19 protein-coding genes and 1 tRNA gene are annotated in these 16,645 nt (G+C 66.8%); 3 read left to right on the top strand and 17 right to left on the bottom strand.

The features are described 5' to 3' along the window. Positions 1–40 precede the first annotated feature (40 nt). The 7 genes from HGB51_RS11625 to HGB51_RS11595 all read right to left on the bottom strand — a co-directional run bounded on the left by HGB51_RS11625 (position 41) and on the right by HGB51_RS11595 (position 6,846). On the bottom strand, positions 41–481 hold the full coding sequence (locus HGB51_RS11625; RefSeq protein ID WP_141739156.1) for a hypothetical protein: 441 nt from the start codon (positions 479–481) through the stop codon (positions 41–43). Between the two features lie 153 nt (positions 482–634). After that, positions 635–1,234: a DUF2306 domain-containing protein gene (locus HGB51_RS11620; protein ID WP_171966836.1), complete on the bottom strand. Its 600-nt coding sequence runs from the start codon at positions 1,232–1,234 to the stop codon at positions 635–637. A gap of 75 nt (positions 1,235–1,309) precedes the next feature. Further along, positions 1,310–1,756 carry a nuclear transport factor 2 family protein gene (locus tag HGB51_RS11615; protein ID WP_070208334.1) on the bottom strand — a complete coding sequence of 149 codons (447 nt, stop codon included), beginning with the start codon at positions 1,754–1,756 and terminating at the stop codon, positions 1,310–1,312. 119 nt (positions 1,757–1,875) lie between these two features. Next, positions 1,876–2,718, bottom strand: coding sequence for an alpha/beta fold hydrolase (locus HGB51_RS11610; protein WP_246233613.1), 843 nt, complete (start codon positions 2,716–2,718; stop codon positions 1,876–1,878). Between the two features lie 213 nt (positions 2,719–2,931). After that, entirely contained in the window at positions 2,932–5,955 is a 3,024-nt protein-coding gene (locus HGB51_RS11605; protein WP_070208351.1) for a sensor histidine kinase, read from the bottom strand. A gap of 63 nt (positions 5,956–6,018) precedes the next feature. Continuing rightward, positions 6,019–6,372 carry a helix-turn-helix transcriptional regulator gene (locus tag HGB51_RS11600; RefSeq protein WP_070208336.1) on the bottom strand — a complete coding sequence of 118 codons (354 nt, stop codon included), beginning with the start codon at positions 6,370–6,372 and terminating at the stop codon, positions 6,019–6,021. Between the two features lie 81 nt (positions 6,373–6,453). Then, complete coding sequence (locus HGB51_RS11595) at positions 6,454–6,846, bottom strand: hypothetical protein (RefSeq protein WP_070208337.1); 393 nt, start codon at positions 6,844–6,846, stop codon at positions 6,454–6,456. A gap of 143 nt (positions 6,847–6,989) precedes the next feature. Here HGB51_RS11595 and HGB51_RS11590 point away from each other — a divergent pair, with 143 nt between their 5' ends. From HGB51_RS11590 to HGB51_RS11580, 3 genes are read left to right on the top strand one after another with little or no spacing between them, the layout of a single operon-like run. Beyond that, positions 6,990–7,352, top strand: coding sequence for an H-NS family nucleoid-associated regulatory protein (locus HGB51_RS11590; RefSeq protein ID WP_070208338.1), 363 nt, complete (start codon positions 6,990–6,992; stop codon positions 7,350–7,352). A gap of 9 nt (positions 7,353–7,361) precedes the next feature. Then, positions 7,362–8,279 (top strand): hypothetical protein, encoded by a 918-nt coding sequence (locus HGB51_RS11585; RefSeq protein ID WP_070208339.1) that lies wholly within the window; start codon positions 7,362–7,364, stop codon positions 8,277–8,279. A 17-nt stretch (positions 8,280–8,296) separates the two neighbouring features. Further along, positions 8,297–9,523 carry an FG-GAP repeat domain-containing protein gene (locus HGB51_RS11580; RefSeq protein WP_070208340.1) on the top strand — a complete coding sequence of 409 codons (1,227 nt, stop codon included), beginning with the start codon at positions 8,297–8,299 and terminating at the stop codon, positions 9,521–9,523. Between the two features lie 15 nt (positions 9,524–9,538). Here HGB51_RS11580 and HGB51_RS11575 read toward each other — a convergent pair whose 3' ends face one another. The 10 genes from HGB51_RS11575 to mltG all read right to left on the bottom strand — a co-directional run bounded on the left by HGB51_RS11575 (position 9,539) and on the right by mltG (position 16,633). Then, positions 9,539–10,207 carry a hypothetical protein gene (locus tag HGB51_RS11575; RefSeq protein ID WP_070208341.1) on the bottom strand — a complete coding sequence of 223 codons (669 nt, stop codon included), beginning with the start codon at positions 10,205–10,207 and terminating at the stop codon, positions 9,539–9,541. A 31-nt stretch (positions 10,208–10,238) separates the two neighbouring features. Further along, entirely contained in the window at positions 10,239–11,186 is a 948-nt protein-coding gene (locus HGB51_RS20320; protein ID WP_070208342.1) for an alpha/beta hydrolase family protein, read from the bottom strand. Positions 11,187–11,353: 167 nt separating this feature from the next. Then, positions 11,354–11,593 (bottom strand): hypothetical protein, encoded by a 240-nt coding sequence (locus tag HGB51_RS11565; RefSeq protein WP_141739159.1) that lies wholly within the window; start codon positions 11,591–11,593, stop codon positions 11,354–11,356. Next, positions 11,580–12,071, bottom strand: coding sequence for a hypothetical protein (locus tag HGB51_RS11560; protein ID WP_070208343.1), 492 nt, complete (start codon positions 12,069–12,071; stop codon positions 11,580–11,582). Before HGB51_RS11560 ends, HGB51_RS11565 begins: the two co-directional genes overlap by 14 nt. 138 nt (positions 12,072–12,209) lie before the next feature. Further along, positions 12,210–13,298: a DUF5694 domain-containing protein gene (locus tag HGB51_RS11555; protein ID WP_070208344.1), complete on the bottom strand. Its 1,089-nt coding sequence runs from the start codon at positions 13,296–13,298 to the stop codon at positions 12,210–12,212. Positions 13,299–13,464: 166 nt separating this feature from the next. Further along, a tRNA-Val gene (locus tag HGB51_RS11550) sits at positions 13,465–13,539 on the bottom strand. A gap of 65 nt (positions 13,540–13,604) precedes the next feature. After that, positions 13,605–13,958: a PilZ domain-containing protein gene (locus HGB51_RS11545; RefSeq protein ID WP_070208345.1), complete on the bottom strand. Its 354-nt coding sequence runs from the start codon at positions 13,956–13,958 to the stop codon at positions 13,605–13,607. Then, the gene (locus tag HGB51_RS11540) at positions 13,955–14,911 is read right to left on the bottom strand and encodes a DNA polymerase III subunit delta' (protein ID WP_070208346.1); all 957 of its coding nucleotides are present in this window, start codon (positions 14,909–14,911) and stop codon (positions 13,955–13,957) included. Before HGB51_RS11540 ends, HGB51_RS11545 begins: the two co-directional genes overlap by 4 nt. After that, positions 14,904–15,572, bottom strand: coding sequence for a dTMP kinase (gene tmk, locus HGB51_RS11535; RefSeq protein WP_070208347.1), 669 nt, complete (start codon positions 15,570–15,572; stop codon positions 14,904–14,906). Before tmk ends, HGB51_RS11540 begins: the two co-directional genes overlap by 8 nt. Continuing rightward, on the bottom strand, positions 15,569–16,633 hold the full coding sequence (gene mltG / locus HGB51_RS11530; RefSeq protein ID WP_171966835.1) for an endolytic transglycosylase MltG: 1,065 nt from the start codon (positions 16,631–16,633) through the stop codon (positions 15,569–15,571). Before mltG ends, tmk begins: the two co-directional genes overlap by 4 nt. Positions 16,634–16,645: the final 12 nt, after the last annotated feature.

The raw sequence follows: 16,645 nt of genomic DNA, 5'->3' as shown, positions 1-16,645 counted from the left end.
CTCGAACGTAGGGACCAGCAACGCCCCGGAAGGTATGCAATTACCGCGTCAGCGAATGGCGTCGCGTGCGGGACCACAGCAGGCCTGTCTGCACCAGCAGGCCCAGCCACAGCGCGCAGAACACCAGCACCGAGATGCATCTTGCCGTAAGGTCCGAGTCACCGTAAGTCGGCCAATGCGGCCAGGTATCGAGCTGGAACACCCACAGCCCGGTAACCAGCAGCGCCGTTGCCAGCACTGTCGCCAGCACGCGCAGCCAGCCAGGCACCTTGCCGCGCAGGAACAGGAGGAGCGCCATCATGCCAACGCCGAGCACCAACACCGGCGTAGCGATCATCCAGGTCAACACCAGATCGTAGCTCGACGCCGACGCCTGCAACGGTACGCACGCAACCAGCGCCAACAGCACCTTCGCCCCGCCCCGCCACCGGGCGCCCATGCGGGCCGATCGTCCCGCATCCGCCCGACCAACGTTATCCATGCCCCAACCTCCCTTTCGCCGCGTTTCCCCGCCAGACTTTATCGAAGCGAATACGCGTCGTACAGACTGTCCTGGCTGATGCCCGGGATGCGCATGACCTGGAACGCCAGGCAGGGCGACATCTACTCCAGCGTGGGTCGGGCACGGATGGCGTCAGCCAAGTGCGGGCACGGTAGGTACCCCAGCGATTCGCAGTCCCCCTTCAACAAGAACCAACGGGACCATCCAGCTTGCCCAGAGCAGTACTGAAATGAGGGCGCCATCTGGCTGCAGGCCCGAGGCGGTGGCCAGCGGCAGCATCAGCCGGAACAGGACCGGTGCGAGCGTGACGGCGTAGTTCCGCGCCATCCACGCACGATGCTGCAGGACGCGGCCGCCGCGGATGGCCCGCAGTGCGAGAAAGCCGGTAACCAGCCAGGCCAATGCAGTGGCGGCGAAGCCGATCCGTATCGACAGCGGGGCCGGTGTCGTGGCGATCAGGCCCACAGCAGCCGCACTGGCGGCCAGCATCCCACCGAAGTAAACCTGCCCCAGCCGACGATGCAGCAAGGGCCGCCTGAGCCACCAGCGGGCAATCAGCTGGAACGCACCGACGACAAGGGTGACCGCGCCGCCGCCGAAGTGCAGCCACAGCCAACCGTGCCGATTTACGAAACGCGCGTAGGCCGGGCCATCGAGTGCGTGGTACTTGCCATGCACGGCCAGCAGGAACTCAGCGGCAAACAACAGCAGCACAAGCCAGAGCACGACCATGGCCGTGGTCCGCAGCACGCTGCCTGTCATTGATCGGGTTGCATCCACGGCAGACGCTCCTGTCCGTAGGTGAAGTTACGGCGCGACCGGAGGTTTGGGCTTGGAATACCACAAGGCGTTGACGATGATCCACCGTTCGCCGAAGCGCCCCATATGGAAGTAGTCAACGAACCAGGGCGTCTCCAGGCGGACCGAAGCGGCGGTGTCGGTGACGTCCAGCACGCGGCAGCTGCGGTCCCATTTGTCCTTGGGCGTTTTCAGGGCACCCTGCCGGGTCAACCCGACCAGCTCTTCCCTGCTCATGCGGCGCAGGCCAAGCCGTTCGTCCGGCGTCTCCCCCAGGACCATGCGCTTGGCCAGGTCTGGGTGCAGCGATCGGGCAACCCGCGCCGGGTCGCCTTCCAGTTGGCCATCCACGTAGTCGAAGCAGGTTGCTTCAATAGCGGCGACGGTACGGGCATCGGGCAGCGAAGGAACATTCGTTGCGGCAGCAGCGGCAAACAGCAGGGCAAGTGCGGGCATGACCACTCCAGGCGAATGCTTGTGGAGGGCTTATAGCACGGGAAGCGTGCGGCGCTGCTGCTGCCGTTGCAGGCAGTGAGGGGCACACGGGGCATGGGTCCCCGCGTGCCCTGAATACATCAGGCCTTGATGAAGGCCAGCAAATCCGGATTGATCACGTCCGCATGCGTGGTCAGCATGCCGTGCGGGTAGCCCTTGTAGACCTTCAGCGTGCCGTTCTTCAGCAGCTTCACCGACAGCAGCGCTGCATCGGCAATCGGCACGACCTGGTCGTCGTCGCCGTGCATCACCAGCGTCGGCACGGTGATCGCCTTCAGGTCGTCGGTCTGGTCGGTTTCCGAGAACGCCTTGATGCCTTCGTAGTGGGCCTTGGCGCTGCCCATCATGCCCTGGCGCCACCAGTTCTGGATCACGCCCGGGTAAATGGTGGCACCGGGGCGGTTGAAGCCGTAGAACGGGCCGGTCGGGAAGTCCACGAACAGCTGCGCGCGGTTGGCGGCCACGCCGGCACGGATGCCGTCGAAGACTTCCATCGGCAGGCCGCCCGGGTTGGAGGCGGTCTTCAGCATCAGCGGCGGTACCGCGCTGACCAGCACGGCCTTGGCGACGCGACCCTGCGGCTGGCCGAACTTCGCGACATAACGCGCGACTTCACCGCCGCCGGTGGAATGGCCGATATGCACGGCGTTGCGCAGGTCCAGGTGCTCGGCCACGGCCGATGCATCCGCGGCGTAGTGGTCCATGTCGTGGCCGTCGCTGACCTGTGCCGAACGACCATGGCCGCGGCGGTCATGCGCGATAACGCGATAGCCGTGCTGCACGAAGAACAGCATCTGCGCGTCCCAGTCGTCCGAGGACAGCGGCCAGCCGTGGTGGAAGACGATGGGCTGCGCATCGCGCGGGCCCCAGTCCTTGAAGAAGATGCGGACGCCGTCTTTGGTGGTGACGAAGTTTTCAGACATGTGCGTGGTTTCCGGTGTGGGGGACGAGGTGCGTGCTGCTGCAAGCGCCGGGAGCGCCATCACGGCGAACGCCGAGGCGCCCACCTGGAGCACCTGGCGGCGGGTAAGCGTCAGCGTGTCCAGCTGGCGTGGGGGCATAGTGCGTCCTTCTCTGGGATGGCGGTACACATGGAACCAGACATGCCTGCGCCCACGCTTGTACGCCGTTGCGCTTTACCCGCGCGGCGCGGGCCGGAGACGCTTCAACAGTGCGCGCACGCGGTCGCGCAGCCCCGCCACACCAGGCCGGTACGGCGATTCCCAGGCGAACGCAGCGGGAATCTGCAGGTCGATGCTGGTACCGCGCCCCGGCCGACCGGAGAGAATCGCCACGGTGCCCCCGGCACGTGCGGCACGCTCATGCATGCCCGCCAGGCCCCAATGCCCTTTCGCGGTGCCCGCCTCCTGGCTGAAACCAATGCCGTCGTCGTCTACCCGCAGCCGGAAGGCATGCCGCCCGTAACCGAGCGACACCTGCACGGTGCCCGCCTTCGCATGCCGGAACGCATTGAGCATCGCCTCGCGGCCGATCATGTACGCCTCTTCGCTGGCGCAGCGCTGCATCGGCCGTGGCGTGCCCTCCACCACCAGACGCACCACCGGCGTATCCAGTCCGTGCGACTCGTCCAGGACCGCCATCAGCGCAGCACCGAGGTCGCGTGCGTGGTCCACGTCGCCACGCAGGCCGCGCACGCGCTCGCGCCCGTCGGCCCCGACCCGCTCGGCCATGGTCATCGCCGCTTCCAGTTCCTGCCGGACCGGGTCGGTCGGCGCCAGTTTGCGGCTGGACGCATGCAGCCGCAGGATCAGGCCCTGCGTGCTCTGCAGCAGGGTGTCGTGCAGTTCGCGGGCGATGCGCTCGCGCTCGCGGTGGCGCTCGTCCAGGCGCGTGCGGATGCGCGCTGCGAGCTGACGCAGCCTGGCCAGGTACAGCAGCCACAGCAGGGCCGCTGCAGCGACCACGCAGAGCACCCGGAACCAGCCGGTTTCCCAGTAATGCGGCGCCACCGTCACCACCAGCTGCGCGCCCTGCTCGTTCCACACGCCGTCGTTGTTGCTTGCACGTACCTTGAACACGTAGCGCCCGGATCCCGGCGCGTTGTACGACGCCGACCGCGCCGCGCCCTCCATCCATTGCGAGTCGAACCCTTCCAGCTGGTAGCGGAAGCGCACGCGCTCGGGGATCGACAGGCTCAACGCGGTATAGCGGATACGCAGGTTGCGTGGGCCGGCCGGCAACTGCACCTGGCCGTCGCGGATGGGAACGTCCGCGCCCTCCACGCTCACCGAGAGGATCTCAACCGGCGGCGCCACTGGATTGTGCACGATCTGCTGAGGGTCGATGGAAACCAGGCCGCTGGTGGTGGCAAACCAAAGGCGTCCGTCGCCGGTGCGGGCGGCGGTTGGCAAGGGCCGGAACTGCGCCGCGATGCCGGGCAGCGCGTCCAGCGCGTTGAAGCGTTCGTAACGCGGGCGGCCGTGCCCGCCGAACAGCCCGGCGACATCGTCGGCGCGTACCCGCACCACGCCGCGCGCACCGTTGAACCACACGTCGCCGGCTGCATCGGCCACGATCCCGCTGATGCCACGCAGGTCCTCGCGCACATCGGCCATTACGTTGCGCAGGCGACCATCGCTCACCCGGGCCAGGCCGCGCTCGCCGCCAATCCACATGCCGTGCGCGTCTTCGAACAGTGCGGTGACATTGCCCACGTCCAGCGGTTCACCTGTCCACGATGTGGTCGCCTTGCCGTGCTCCAGCACCACCGCGATGTTGCGTGCAAAGCCCAGCCACAGTCGCCCGCGCGCATCGACCTGCATCGCCAGCGGCGAACCGTTCGACGGCAGGTTGACAATGTCCTGCAGATGCGTCCAGCGGCCCTGGTACAGCCGGTACAGCCCCGGCGTATTCAACGACAGCCAGACCGCACCGTCGGGCGTGGTCGCGATCGCCTGCACGCCCGAGCGCAGCGACACCGGCAGGTCGGACACTTCCTCGAAGGTGCCGCCGTGCAACCGCCACAGACCTTCGGGGCCGCCCAGCCAGATCCCGCCGTCGGCATCGCGGTGCATCGCGGTGATCGCCGCATGCAGCGGTAATGCCTGCCGCGATGCCATCGCCACCCGCTGGAGGGCGTGGTTGCGCGTCCCCACCAGCAGCGCGTCGCCGTCGGCTGCGATGGCGAAATCCTGCGCGCCCTCCGGCATCGCCACCTGCACCAGGTTGGCGTGGCGGAAGCGGTCCAGGCCCCGGCTGCTGCCCACCCACAGGTTGCCCTCGCGATCTTCGAGCAGCGGCTGCAGGTAATCCGAGCTGAGCCCGTCCACGCGGCGGAAGGTTTCAAACGCCTCGCCTGCACGCGCCGGCGAACGACGCACCAGCCCGGTGCCCAGCGTGGTGGCCCAGAGCACGCCGTCGCGGTCGAACAGCAGGCCGGCCGATGCGGCCGGTGCATCCGGTTGAGCGGTTGACGGGGCAGTGCGCGATGACGACACCGCGCGCACGCCACCGTCTGCTTCGGCGACCCAGATCGCGCCGTCAGGCGCCTGCGCGATCTGGCTGACCCGCCCGACCACGGCAGCCACGCGCTCGAACGTGGCCGCGCCACGGCGCAGCACCACCATGCCGTCTTCGGTGGCGATCCACAGCGTGCCGTCGCGGTCGGTGAACAGGGTGCGTCCCTGGCGCCCTGGGTACGCCATCGCTGCGGGTGGGCGCTGCCAGCGGTGTGCGTGCAGCATGACCGGCCCGGTGAACGTGGCCGCCCACAAGCGACCGCTGCCGTCTTCGGCGAAGCGGTACACGGTACTGGTCGGCAACCCTTCGGCCTGTCCGTAATGGCGCACGTGGCCACCCTCGATCAGGCTGACGCCGCCATAGCGGAAGCCCACCCACAGGCCGCCGCCGGGGGGCGCGTACAGGGTGGACACACTGGTGGCGGGAAACGCCTCGCTGCCGGTGGGCGCGAAACGCGTGAAGCGCACGCCGTCGAACCGGTACAACCCGATCTCGGTACCCAGCCAGAGATAACCGTCGGCCGTCTGCGCCAGTGCAGTGACCTGGCCCGGCGCACCCTGGTTGACGGTCCAGGCCGTGTGGTGGAACTGGCCTACCGCGCGCGCCGGGTCCAGCGCGCCCGCACTACCGGCAATGAGCAGAAGAAAGGCACAGGTGAGGCTTCGAAGTGTGTACGTCATCATCGCCCCCCTGCCCGCGCGCGCGGCGCTGCGCCAACGCATGCGCCATCATACAAAAACGCTTTACTGGCAGGGGCGGTCGGCGCGGGCGTCCTGCAGGTACGCCGACGGCGTGCATCCCAGGCTGCGCCGGAACCAGCGGACGAAATGGCTCTGGTCGTAGAAGCCCAGCTCGCTGGCGATCTGCCCGATGCGCTGGCCGTCGGCACGCAGCAGCTGCCGGGCACGCTCGATCCGGCGCATGCGCAGGTACTCCATCGGGCTGAGCCCGGTCTGCTCGCGGAACATGCGCGCGAAGTGGAAGCGGCTCATGCAGGCGGCTTCGGCAATCGCGCTGAGCTGCAATGGCTCGGAGAGATTGGCTTCAATGTAGTCCACACCGCGCTCGACCGCGCGTGCCGCTGGGGTGGCGTGCACAGGGGGAAACCTCGCCGGAGTTGGCCTGTATGCTGCCCCCGGACCGCACGCGGCCACAGCCCCGATCGGCGGGGTACCCGCCTACTCTTTCGGGTGATCGCCCCGGTCTGGCCGGATCCGACGCCCGCGCTGCGACGCCGGCAGTTCCACCACGCGTCGGCCGAACAGGACCGCATCCACCGAATAGGCGCCGGGCCCCAGCAGCAGCAGGCCGACCAGCAGGCCCGCCGTTGGCCAGCCCTGCAGGCCGGGATCCAGGCAGGCCACGAACAGCGCTGCCAGGATGCCCAGCGGCAGCAAGCTGCCCAGCACGATCAGCAGCGCGGCCATCCAGCCCCAGCCGAGCAGGTCGCCCGTCGGCAGGGTCTCGCGCAGGCCCCACGGCCAGACCAGCATCGAAGCCAGCATCAGCCGCAGCAGGAGCAGCCCGACCCCGGGCGTGCGGTCCGGGAATGTTGCGTAGAGCAGCTGCACCGGTCGCCTCCCGCGTTCGATCAAGCCCCTGCCATTGGGGACCTGTTCCGAGTGACGCGCATGACCCGAAAGAGGTATCCGTGCAGATTGATCACACCTGCATTTGCTATGGTGCCCCGGTCTGTTCCCCTTCCAGGAATCCCATGCCCCGCACGCCGTCCGCCTCCCCTTCCCCGCACGCCCTGCTGCGGGCCGCCACCAAGGAGGCGTATGAACGCGTCACCGTGCTGCTCAGCACCAGCTACGCGGATTTCAGCCCAGAGCAGCAGCGCCGGATCCAGGCACTGGTAGGCCGCGAGGGCGCGCTCCCGGCAGCCAAGGCAGCGAGGGCGCCGAAAGCGCCAAAGCAGGAACTGGCGCCGCGTTACTGGCTGCCGCACAGCCAGGAAACCTGGTCCGGTCGCGGCCGCGTTCCGCAGTCGTTCCTGGCCTGGGAAGGCACCGTGGCCCACACCGAATGGAAGAAGCACCACCCCGATGAGCGCTTTCCGGCATTCCCGGGCTGATCAACGTCGATGAGTCGCGATTTGAAGATGCGCCGCGCCGTGGGCACCCATGGCACCCTGCACCGCATCGAAGACCTGCAGAAGCGCCACGACACGAAGCAGACCCTGCCCACCCTGCTCTGTGACAGCGACGGATGCGGCGCGTCGGTACGGTTCGTTCCAGAGCGCAGCACGACCTCCACCGGTAATCTGCCTGTGCTGTTGCCTGCCTACATCACGTTGAGCAGGGGTGCAGCGCACCAGGCTGGCTGCCGATACGACGCACCCGCACGCCTGCAGTCGATCCTTGCCGCAGGCGCTGACACGACGTTCCTCCCCGCACTGGAAGACGGGAAACACGAGCTTCAGTTACTTGTCCTGCAACAGGGCCTGAAACGTGGCAGCCCCGCGCCTGCACAGCCATTGCAGCGGCAACTGGCCACGCTCGCCGAGCTGCTGGCATTGCGCGCGATGTGCGCGGAGGACGCGCTGCTGGCGGCGCAGCTCACCCTGCGCCTCGGCAAGAAGCGGGTCGACTGGAGCAGCTTTTTCTACGACCAGGATCGCTACGACGCCGCCTGGCAGCGGCTTGGCTCGACCTCCACCGAGCTGCCCATGGCCCTGCAGGGCACGGTACGGTCGCACCGCTCGCCACAGCCGGGTGCAGCCATCGGGACGACGTATCTGAACTGCGCACCGAAGTACCAACGCACCGACGTCGCCGATCGCAGGGATTTCTACGAGGTCAGCGTCGGTCACGAGGATGCCGGCTGGTTGCAGTCTTTCCCGGTGGGTTCGGAGATCGTCATGTTCGGGCTGTGGCGACAGGGCAGGACCAGTACCGCCTCGCGACCGCATCCCACCGACCCGCGCCGAAGCATCACCAGCGTCACCTACAAACTCGCGCTGTGGCCCAGCTTCAAGCAGCAGCTGGTCACGGTCGACTGATACGGAGGACCACCGCCATGCCAACCACTACCTCGTCCCTGCTGCTGGCTGCACTGTGCGGCGCGTCGTTCAGCACTGGCGCTGCGCCAGCCGGATCGACGACCAAAGTGTTCACCGACGTCACCGCCACCCATGTACCCACCGATGCGGATCTGCATGCGCTGGACGGAGCGATGCTGGATGCAGATGGCGATGGCGACCTGGACGTGGCAGTCGCGGTGGAGAACGGCGCCAACCGGTTGTACCTCAACGACGGCACCGGCAGGCTCAGCCACGCGCCTGGCGCATTCGGCACGATCGTCGGCGACTACGAACACGTGCGTGTTGCCGATTTCGACCGGGACGGTCACCCGGATGTGCTGTTCATCGCAGAGGATACCGAACAGCACCAGCTGTACTTCGGCGACGGCAAGGGCGGATTCAGACGCGTGGGCGAGCGCCTGCCCGCTACCAGCCAGGCCAACGGCGTGGAGGTCGGCGATGTGAATGGCGATGGCCTTCCCGATATCGTCATCGGCAACACCACCGAGGGAAAAACCGGCGTTGCACAGCCCTTCCTGTGGTTGAACGACCCGGCGCGTCCTGGCCATTTCATCGACGCCACGCGCACGCACCTGCCGCGCATCGATGTGCAGGCGCAGGGCATCGTGCTGGCCGATCTGGACGGCGACGGCGACCTGGACATGGCCATCGCCAGCCAGGATCCGGTCAACCGCCTGTTGTTGAACGATGGCAACGGCCGCTTCAGCGACGCCACCGACCGGCTCGGCCGGCAGATTCCGATGGAGACCCGCGAAGTCCACGCGCTGGATGCCAACGGCGACGGACGGCTGGACCTGGTGTTCTTCAACCTGACCAGCAACAACCGCGACTGGGACAAGGATCCGCAGACCCGCCTGTTGATCAACCAGGGCGACGCCCGCTTCAAGGATGAAACCGCCGCGCGCCTGCCCAAGCACCGCTTCTCCAGCTGGGGCGGCACCGTCGTCGATTTCAACCAGGACGGTCACCCCGATCTGGTGGTAAGCGCCATCGAGGTGCCGGGCTTCAAGCCGCTGCAGGTCCGCGCCTGGCAGAACGACGGAAAGGGGAACTTCTCCGATGTCAGCGCGGCCGTGATTCCCGCGGAAACCGTAGGCCGCAGTTGGAGCATGGCAGGCGGCGACCTGGACGGCGACGGCAGACCGGACCTGTTCATCGGTGGCTGGCAGTCGCAGGCGCGGCTGCTGTTGAGCGGTGAGTGAGACCGCGCCAGCCGGTTACACCAGCACCAGCATCGCCACCGCCAGCACGACGGCCGTGGTGACCACGAACGAGCCCAGCACCAGCCCGAACGCCTTCGCCCAGCTCGCGGTGTTCAACGCGCGATAGGCTGCAGCGCGCGCCCACAGATACCAGAGGACGCCAACCGCGTGGACCGCCAGCCCCGGCGCCACCCACGCATGGCCCGGCCAGCGCAGCAGCAGCTCGCCCAACGCCAGCGCCAGCACGAACGGGCAGGCCAGGAACGCCTGGATGGAAAACGGCTCGCGCAGCGTTTCGCGAGTCACCGGAATATTCTGCTGCCGCAAGGTTCCCAGCGCGGCGCCCAGCGCGTACACGCAGAAGATCGCCGAGCGGGTCAGCATGATGCCTTCCTCGCTGCCGAACAGGATGCGGCCCACCGGCGACTGCAGGGCGGGCATCGATGCGCGCGAGGCCAGTTCCATCGCATGGGCCAGGGCGACGGTGAGGATCAGCATCAACACCGGGCTGATGGTGGCCTGGAACCGCGCCTCCAGCGGCTTGCCCAACTCTTCCCGGGTGTAGATCGCCATCTGCGCGGGGCGACAGATGATCCGCCAGAACGTACGCGGATAGAACACCAGCCAGCCGACCAGCTCGTACAGGAATTCTTCGAGGGAGCGCAGCAGGCGGATCAGGTCCATGGCGCGAATCTCCCAACTCGTACGGGCCGTGTCAACCCGCTGCGTCCGCGCCTCCGATCAGCCAAGCCAGTACTTCCTCGTGCAGCGCTTCGCTTTCCTGCTCCGTGGCCGTCCCCCAAAGGCTGTGGCGCATTGCCGCAACCTCCAGGTACCGGAAGGCCACGCCTGAACCCTGCATCAGCTCGGCGAGTCTCCGCGCTGACGCCACGGGCACCGAGCCGTCGCGTTCACCGTGCACCACCAGCAGCGGGGCGTCCAGATCGCGCAACACGTTTGCTTCAACGGCATCGAGGCGGCTCGCCCACGCAGCGTAGGTGTTGGACTCCCCCATCCAGTCTCGGGTAGGCACCGGCGTCTTGCGTATCTCGTCCATCTGGGCTCGCGTGGTCGCCTGGCACTCGGCCCGCTTTTCGGACGCAGCGCACATCATCGCCTCCATGGAATCGGCCATGGTGGTTCCACCGCCGAATCCCACCAGCGCGACCGAGCGGGTCTTCGGGTAGTAGGCGGCCAGTTGCGCGCCAATACGGCCGCCATCCGAGAAACCCCAGACCAGCAGCTCGCCGTTCCACCACGGGGCGTTTCGATCCAGATGCTGCAGCACGCGCAGGTGGTCCAGCACCCGCTGCTCGATGGTGTAGTACCGACGAAACTCCTCGCTGCACCTGAAATCCGACCCGATTTCGATGTCTCCGTCCTTGTTGAGAGACGGATCCGTCGGGCCCGGCTTCTCGATCACCGCCAAGGCAAATAGAGACTTACCCTGCAACCGGCCCTGCAACCATGCCACGCTCTGGTTGTAGGTCGAAGGAATGCACAGGGAGCCGTCGATGTAGACCAGCAGCGGCACTTTGTCCGGTGTGGATGGGCGCTGCAGATAGACCTGCAGTGGGCTGCCATCTACACGCAGTACCTGGAGATGGTCCTCCAGGACGGCGTTGCCAGCACCTGCCATCGCAGGGACCAGGGCCAACATCATCCAGGCACATATCCGGCCGGGTACGAAGGAACGTCCATTTCCGCGTCGCACGTCAGGGCTCACCTGCTCAATCGTTCGGCCGATGATGCTGTGAAGCAGGACTGTTCGCAATACAGGGCGCGACCGTTCGCGCCAGCCATCCAGGAAGTTGCGTCCGCTGGAACGGCTCAGCTCTTGGGACGACCCGTCAAGGTGAGTCCGGCCTTTGTCATGGCCGCCTTGCTTCTTGCAGGATCCCGCAGAATCCGGAAGATCGCCGCCCGGACCACAGGCGTGTCCTCCGTGATCGTGCGTCGCTGCGTAATGTCCAGCCCTGCGGCCGTCATCGCCGCTTTGCTTCTGGATGGGTCGTTGAGCAGTTCGGCTGCAGCCGCAGCTACAAGTTCCGCAATTCTATTGCTTGCCATCGTAGATCTCCTGGACCTGCCTGATCATCGCTATGGGGGACGGATCGCGAAATACGATTATCGTCAAAAGCACCAGCAATGAAGAAAATAGCAACGCGGCCACACACCCTGCGGCGACGTTGGCGATGAACGTCGGCCAGAACTTTTTGCTGGACCGAATCGTCGAAAGAACAACCCTATCGATAACTTCCTTTCGATAGCCTTTCTCAATCGACTCCGTGAGAGCGCCGCTGTATTCGTTCAGCACCACTTCTGCCGCGCCCTGAACGCGACGCAGCGCGGACTCAGGTTGATGCTGGTACCAGCGTCTTACCTGGTCGCCTGTTGGAAGTGCGCCAGATGTGGACTCCATGTGTCGCATCCATTCGACTTCCTGCTCCTCCAGTATTGCAAACGCGATGAGACCGCGCAGCCAGTTTCCCTCTGTCTGCTGGACCAGCTTCCTGTAGGTGTCTTCCGGCCCTGAAATGCTGCACATGGAACTCTCTCATCGACGTTGCCAGATTTCGAGAGACACACTGCAGCATGCAAGGAGTAAGGGGAAATCGTTTCTTTCTTCGATTTCTGAAAGTTTAATTGGCCCTACCTAACGCCGTGTCGCATCTGGCCCCCGCCTTCAGCGAAGTGCTTCTGTGGCATCCACCAGCTGCACATCATGCATCTGATTGAGATAGGCCTCGTAGTAGCCCTTGTGCGAGGCACCGACGATGGCCAGCATGCGCTTGCCGGGCGCCTGTCCCAGCACATCGCGGATATTGGCGACCATGCGCAGGTTGCGGGTTTCCCAGTAGCCCACGTAGCCGCGTCCGAAATGTTGCGGAGACGGTTCCATCAGCGCAGCGCCGAAGTCGCTATGGAAAGCCTGCAGCGCGGCTTCCGGGGCGTTGTAGTTGCGGTACAGCGCCAGCATGGCGCCGGGCTTTCCAAGATTGGCCTCGAGCGCCGCATCTGCCTCGGCTCGCGCCTTGGTGTAGGGGTTGTCCCACGCCTTCATGATCGCCTCGCCCCAGGCCTTCTCAAGCGCCTTGGGCGTGGATGAGTCTGCGGTGTGATCGTCTACCGCCCAGACCCGCTCCAGCCCCAGCCGCGCAGCGAGGGTTGCGGCAATCAGAACGGATTCGTCACGCCCCTGGAGACGCTTGTCCAGATAGGCCACGAGATCCGGCGTCAGACCATCGGTCGCAGTCCGTTCGCCCGCGGGCAGGCGCAACCACTGCACCACTGCGGAGTTGCGTTCCCCCGCCGCCAGCCATACCGCGGCCAGCCGCCGACGGTCAGCCGCGCTCGGCGAAGCGGGCCACGATGCCAGCAGCCGCTCGGCCTCGGCATTCGCCGCCGGGACATCAAGCCCCGTCGCCGCGTGTGCCGGAGCGGTATCCGCGCAGTAGCTTGCGACGCTTTCGGCATAGCGAGCGGGATTGCGGCGCATGAAATCGCACTGCAGGCCAGAGACGGCCTCGACTGCAATCACGTCGGGCTTCCAGGCTTCCAACCGCGACAAGACTGGCTCCAACTGATCGGGCGCAAACGTCTTGGGCAGCACCGACAGATGGGGCGAGCCCAGTACAAGCACCTGGTTGGGAGGCCCCACCGGCGGGCCCTTCAACTGGTCTGGATGGAAGCTGGGTGTGTATGCCGGCGTGGCGGCCAGCGCGATGGTGCTGCTGAACCCAAGAACCAACAGACTGCCAATGCGTCCGAACACGGTGCCTCCCTTCGAAAGTCAGTGCGTTGCCTGAACTGGATACTGCACTGCGGGGCGCCTGCACAGAACTCCCGTTGGTCATTGCAACCTTCTGCGCGCTTCCTGCATCACGCACCGCCCAGACGCAAAAAAGCCCCCGTTTCCGGAGGCTTTCTTGTTTGAATCGTGGTGGGCGGTGCAGGTTTCGAACCTGCGACCCTCGCCGTGTGAAGGCGATGCTCTACCGCTGAGCTAACCGCCCAATGCTGCTGAGCTGCTCATTATAGGGCAGCATTTTTTCACGTCAACGGGTTTCGAAGAATTTCTTCACATCGTGTGCGTGGGCTTGTCCGAGTTCAGGGTGCCGGCCAGCGCGGTCTCGATCTTGTTGCGCACGTTCTCACCTTCCTGGCCGTCGGCCAGCTGCACGCCGATGCCCGCCGCGCGGTTGCCCTGCGCGCCTGCGGGGGTCACCCAGACCACTTTGCCGGCCACCGGCAGGCGCTCGCTGGAGTCCGGCAGGGTCAGCAACAGGAACACCTCGTCGCCCAGGAAGTAACGCTTGGGCGTGGGCACGAAGATGCCGCCGTTCTTCACGAACGGCATGTAGGCGCTGTACAGCGCGGCTTTGTCCTTGACGGCCAGCGACAGGATGCCCTGGCGGGCGTTGGTGGCGCTCATGCTCTATTCCCCTTTGCGTGCCGCTCGTTGACCTTGTTCCAGGCCAACAACAATTCCACCACCGCCAGGTCGGCGCGCACGGTGGTGCGCAACAGATCGCGGGTACGGTTGGCGGCGTCGAACCAGGCGCCCAGCTTGTGCAATCGTTCCGGATCGGTCAAGCCACCGCCGGTGGCCTGGGCCAATGCGAGATCGGCAGCATGGCGCAGCCGCAGCGCCGCATGGTCGTCGGCGGTCCAGCGCTGGGCCAGTTCCACCGCGCCGGAGCGCCCGGCCACCAGCGCCTCCAGGTCGCTGGCCACCTGCCGGCGCAGGGCCAGGCCGTCGTTGCGCAGCCAGTCGTCGGCCAGCCCTGGATGCCCACGTGCGGCATCCAGCGCTTCACGGGCGCTGGCCTCGCTGTGGCCCTGGGCCTGCAGCCAGGCCAGGCTTTCCTCGCGCGGCGGCAGCTTGAACTCCAGCCGCTGGCAGCGGCTGCGCACGGTGGCGGGCAGGCGCGCCGGGTCGCTGCTGATCAGCCACAGGTAGCGGCCGGGCTGCGGCTCTTCCAGGGTCTTGAGCAGGGCGTTGCAGGCGGCGCGGTTGATTGCGTCGGCCGGGTCCACCACCACCACCTGGGCGATGCCGTACTGCGGGGTGAGCGCAAGCTTCTGCGAGATCTCGCGGACCTGTTCGATCACGATCTCGGTGCGCAGCTTGTCGCCGGACTTGTTGGGAATGAACGAGACCAGCTGCAGGTCCGGGTGGGTCCCGGCGGCGATCAGCTGGGCACTGCGCTTGGCCGCGGCCGGCTCGCCACGGGTCAGCACGTGGGTGGCCATGCGCAGCGCCACCTCGCGCTTGCCCAGCCCGGCAGGGCCGCAGATCAGCAGGCCGTGGCCGAGCCGGCCGGCGTCGAGCGCGGCGATGGTCTGGTCATAGGCGCGCTGCTGCCACGGGGAGAACTCAGCCATTGCCACCCTCCTTGCCGAGGTACGCATTGATGGCCGTCACGACCTGGGTGGCCACGCCGGCCTGGTCCTGGCTGGCATCGATGAGCCGGAAGCGCTCGGGCTCGGCCGCCGCGCGCTTGCGGAACACCGCGCGCACGCGCTGGAAGAAATCGTCCTGCTCGCGCTCGATCCGGTCCGGGCCTTCCTCGCGGCCGCTGGCACGGGCGCGCCCCACTGCGACGTCCACGTCCAGCAGCAGGGTCAGGCCCGGCTGCAGGCCCACGGCGCGGCGCTCCAGCTCGGCGATCCACGCCGGGTCGAGCCCGCGTCCGCCGCCCTGGTAGGCGTAGCTGGAATCGGTGAAGCGGTCGGTCAGCACGTAGTGGCCCTCCTCCAGGGCCGGCTGGATCACGCTGCGCACGTGCTGGGCGCGGCCGGCAAAGACCAGCAGCAGTTCGGCTTCGGCGCTGAGTGTCTCGCCGGCGATCTCGGCGTCGGGGGTGAGCACCATCGAGCGCAGGCGCTCGGCAACCGGCGTACCGCCGGGTTCGCGGGTCACCAGGACGTTGTGACCGTGTGCGGCCAGTGCGTCCACGATGGCGTTCAGCGCGGTGGTCTTGCCCGCCCCTTCCCCGCCTTCGAGGCTGATGAAGTGCGGGTGGCGGCACAGTGCGGTAGTCATTGCGGTGCGACCTGTTGCTGGGCGCGCTGCTGGCGCAGCTGCTGCAGGTACTTGGCCACGGCTGTGGTGTGATCGGTGTAGTTGGCCGAGAACACATGCGCGCCGCTGCCGTCACCCACTGCTACGAAGTACAGCGCGTCGCCCGCGGCCGGGCGTGCGGCGGCCTGCAGCGCGTCGCGGCCGGGCATGGCGATCGGCGTCGGGGTGAGGCCGGCACGGGTATAGGTGTTGTACGGCGTGTCGGTGGTGAGGTCGCGCTTGCGGATGTTGCCGTCGTAACTGCTGCCGATGCCGTAAATGACGGTGGGGTCTGTCTGCAGGCGCATGCCCATTTTCAAACGACGGGCGAACACCCCGGCGATCTGCGGGCGCTCACTGGGCAGCGCGGTTTCCTTTTCAATGATCGAGGCCAGGATCAGCAGTTCATAAGGGGAATTCAGCGGCAGGTCGTCGGCGCGGCTTTCCCACGCAGCCGCCAGTTCCTTTTCCATCGCGGCGTGGGCGCGCTTGAGCACGTCCACGTCCTTGTCGCCACGCTGGTAGACGTAGGTTTCCGGCAGGAAGCGGCCTTCAGGATGCTGATCGGGGAAGCCGAGCGCCTTCATCAGTGCGGCATCGTCGAGGTCATCGGTAGTGTGGATGAGCGGTTCGGCGCGTTTCAGCGCGGCGCGCAGCTGACGGATGTTCCAGCCTTCAACGATGGTGACGCGGTGCTGCAGGGTGCGGCCCTGGCGCATGCGGGTGAGCAGTTCGCGCGGGGTGAGCTTCGCATCGAGGGCGTACTCGCCCACCTTGAGCTTGCCGGCCGCGTCGAGCTGGCGCGCGAGCAGCTGCCATTGGGTGTCGTTGCCTTCATCCACGCCGGCGTCGCGCAGCTTGCGCACGACGGTGCTGAGGCCGTCGCCCGGGGCGATGACGACGCTGGTCTGCGCCGGGGTGATCGGGGCGTCGGCGAAGCCACGCTGGGAGTGCCAGAACCATGCGCCGGCGGCGGCCAGGAGCGCTGCGCCCAGCAGCAGTATCGCCAGGATGGTTAGACAACCTCGTTTTACGCCTGCCATGCATACCTCGTG

The organism is Stenotrophomonas bentonitica, from assembly GCF_013185915.1.
Classification (GTDB): Bacteria; Pseudomonadota; Gammaproteobacteria; order Xanthomonadales; family Xanthomonadaceae; genus Stenotrophomonas; species Stenotrophomonas bentonitica.
Note: the sequence above shows the minus strand (reverse complement) of the source record. Positions and strands in the feature narration are given on the sequence as shown.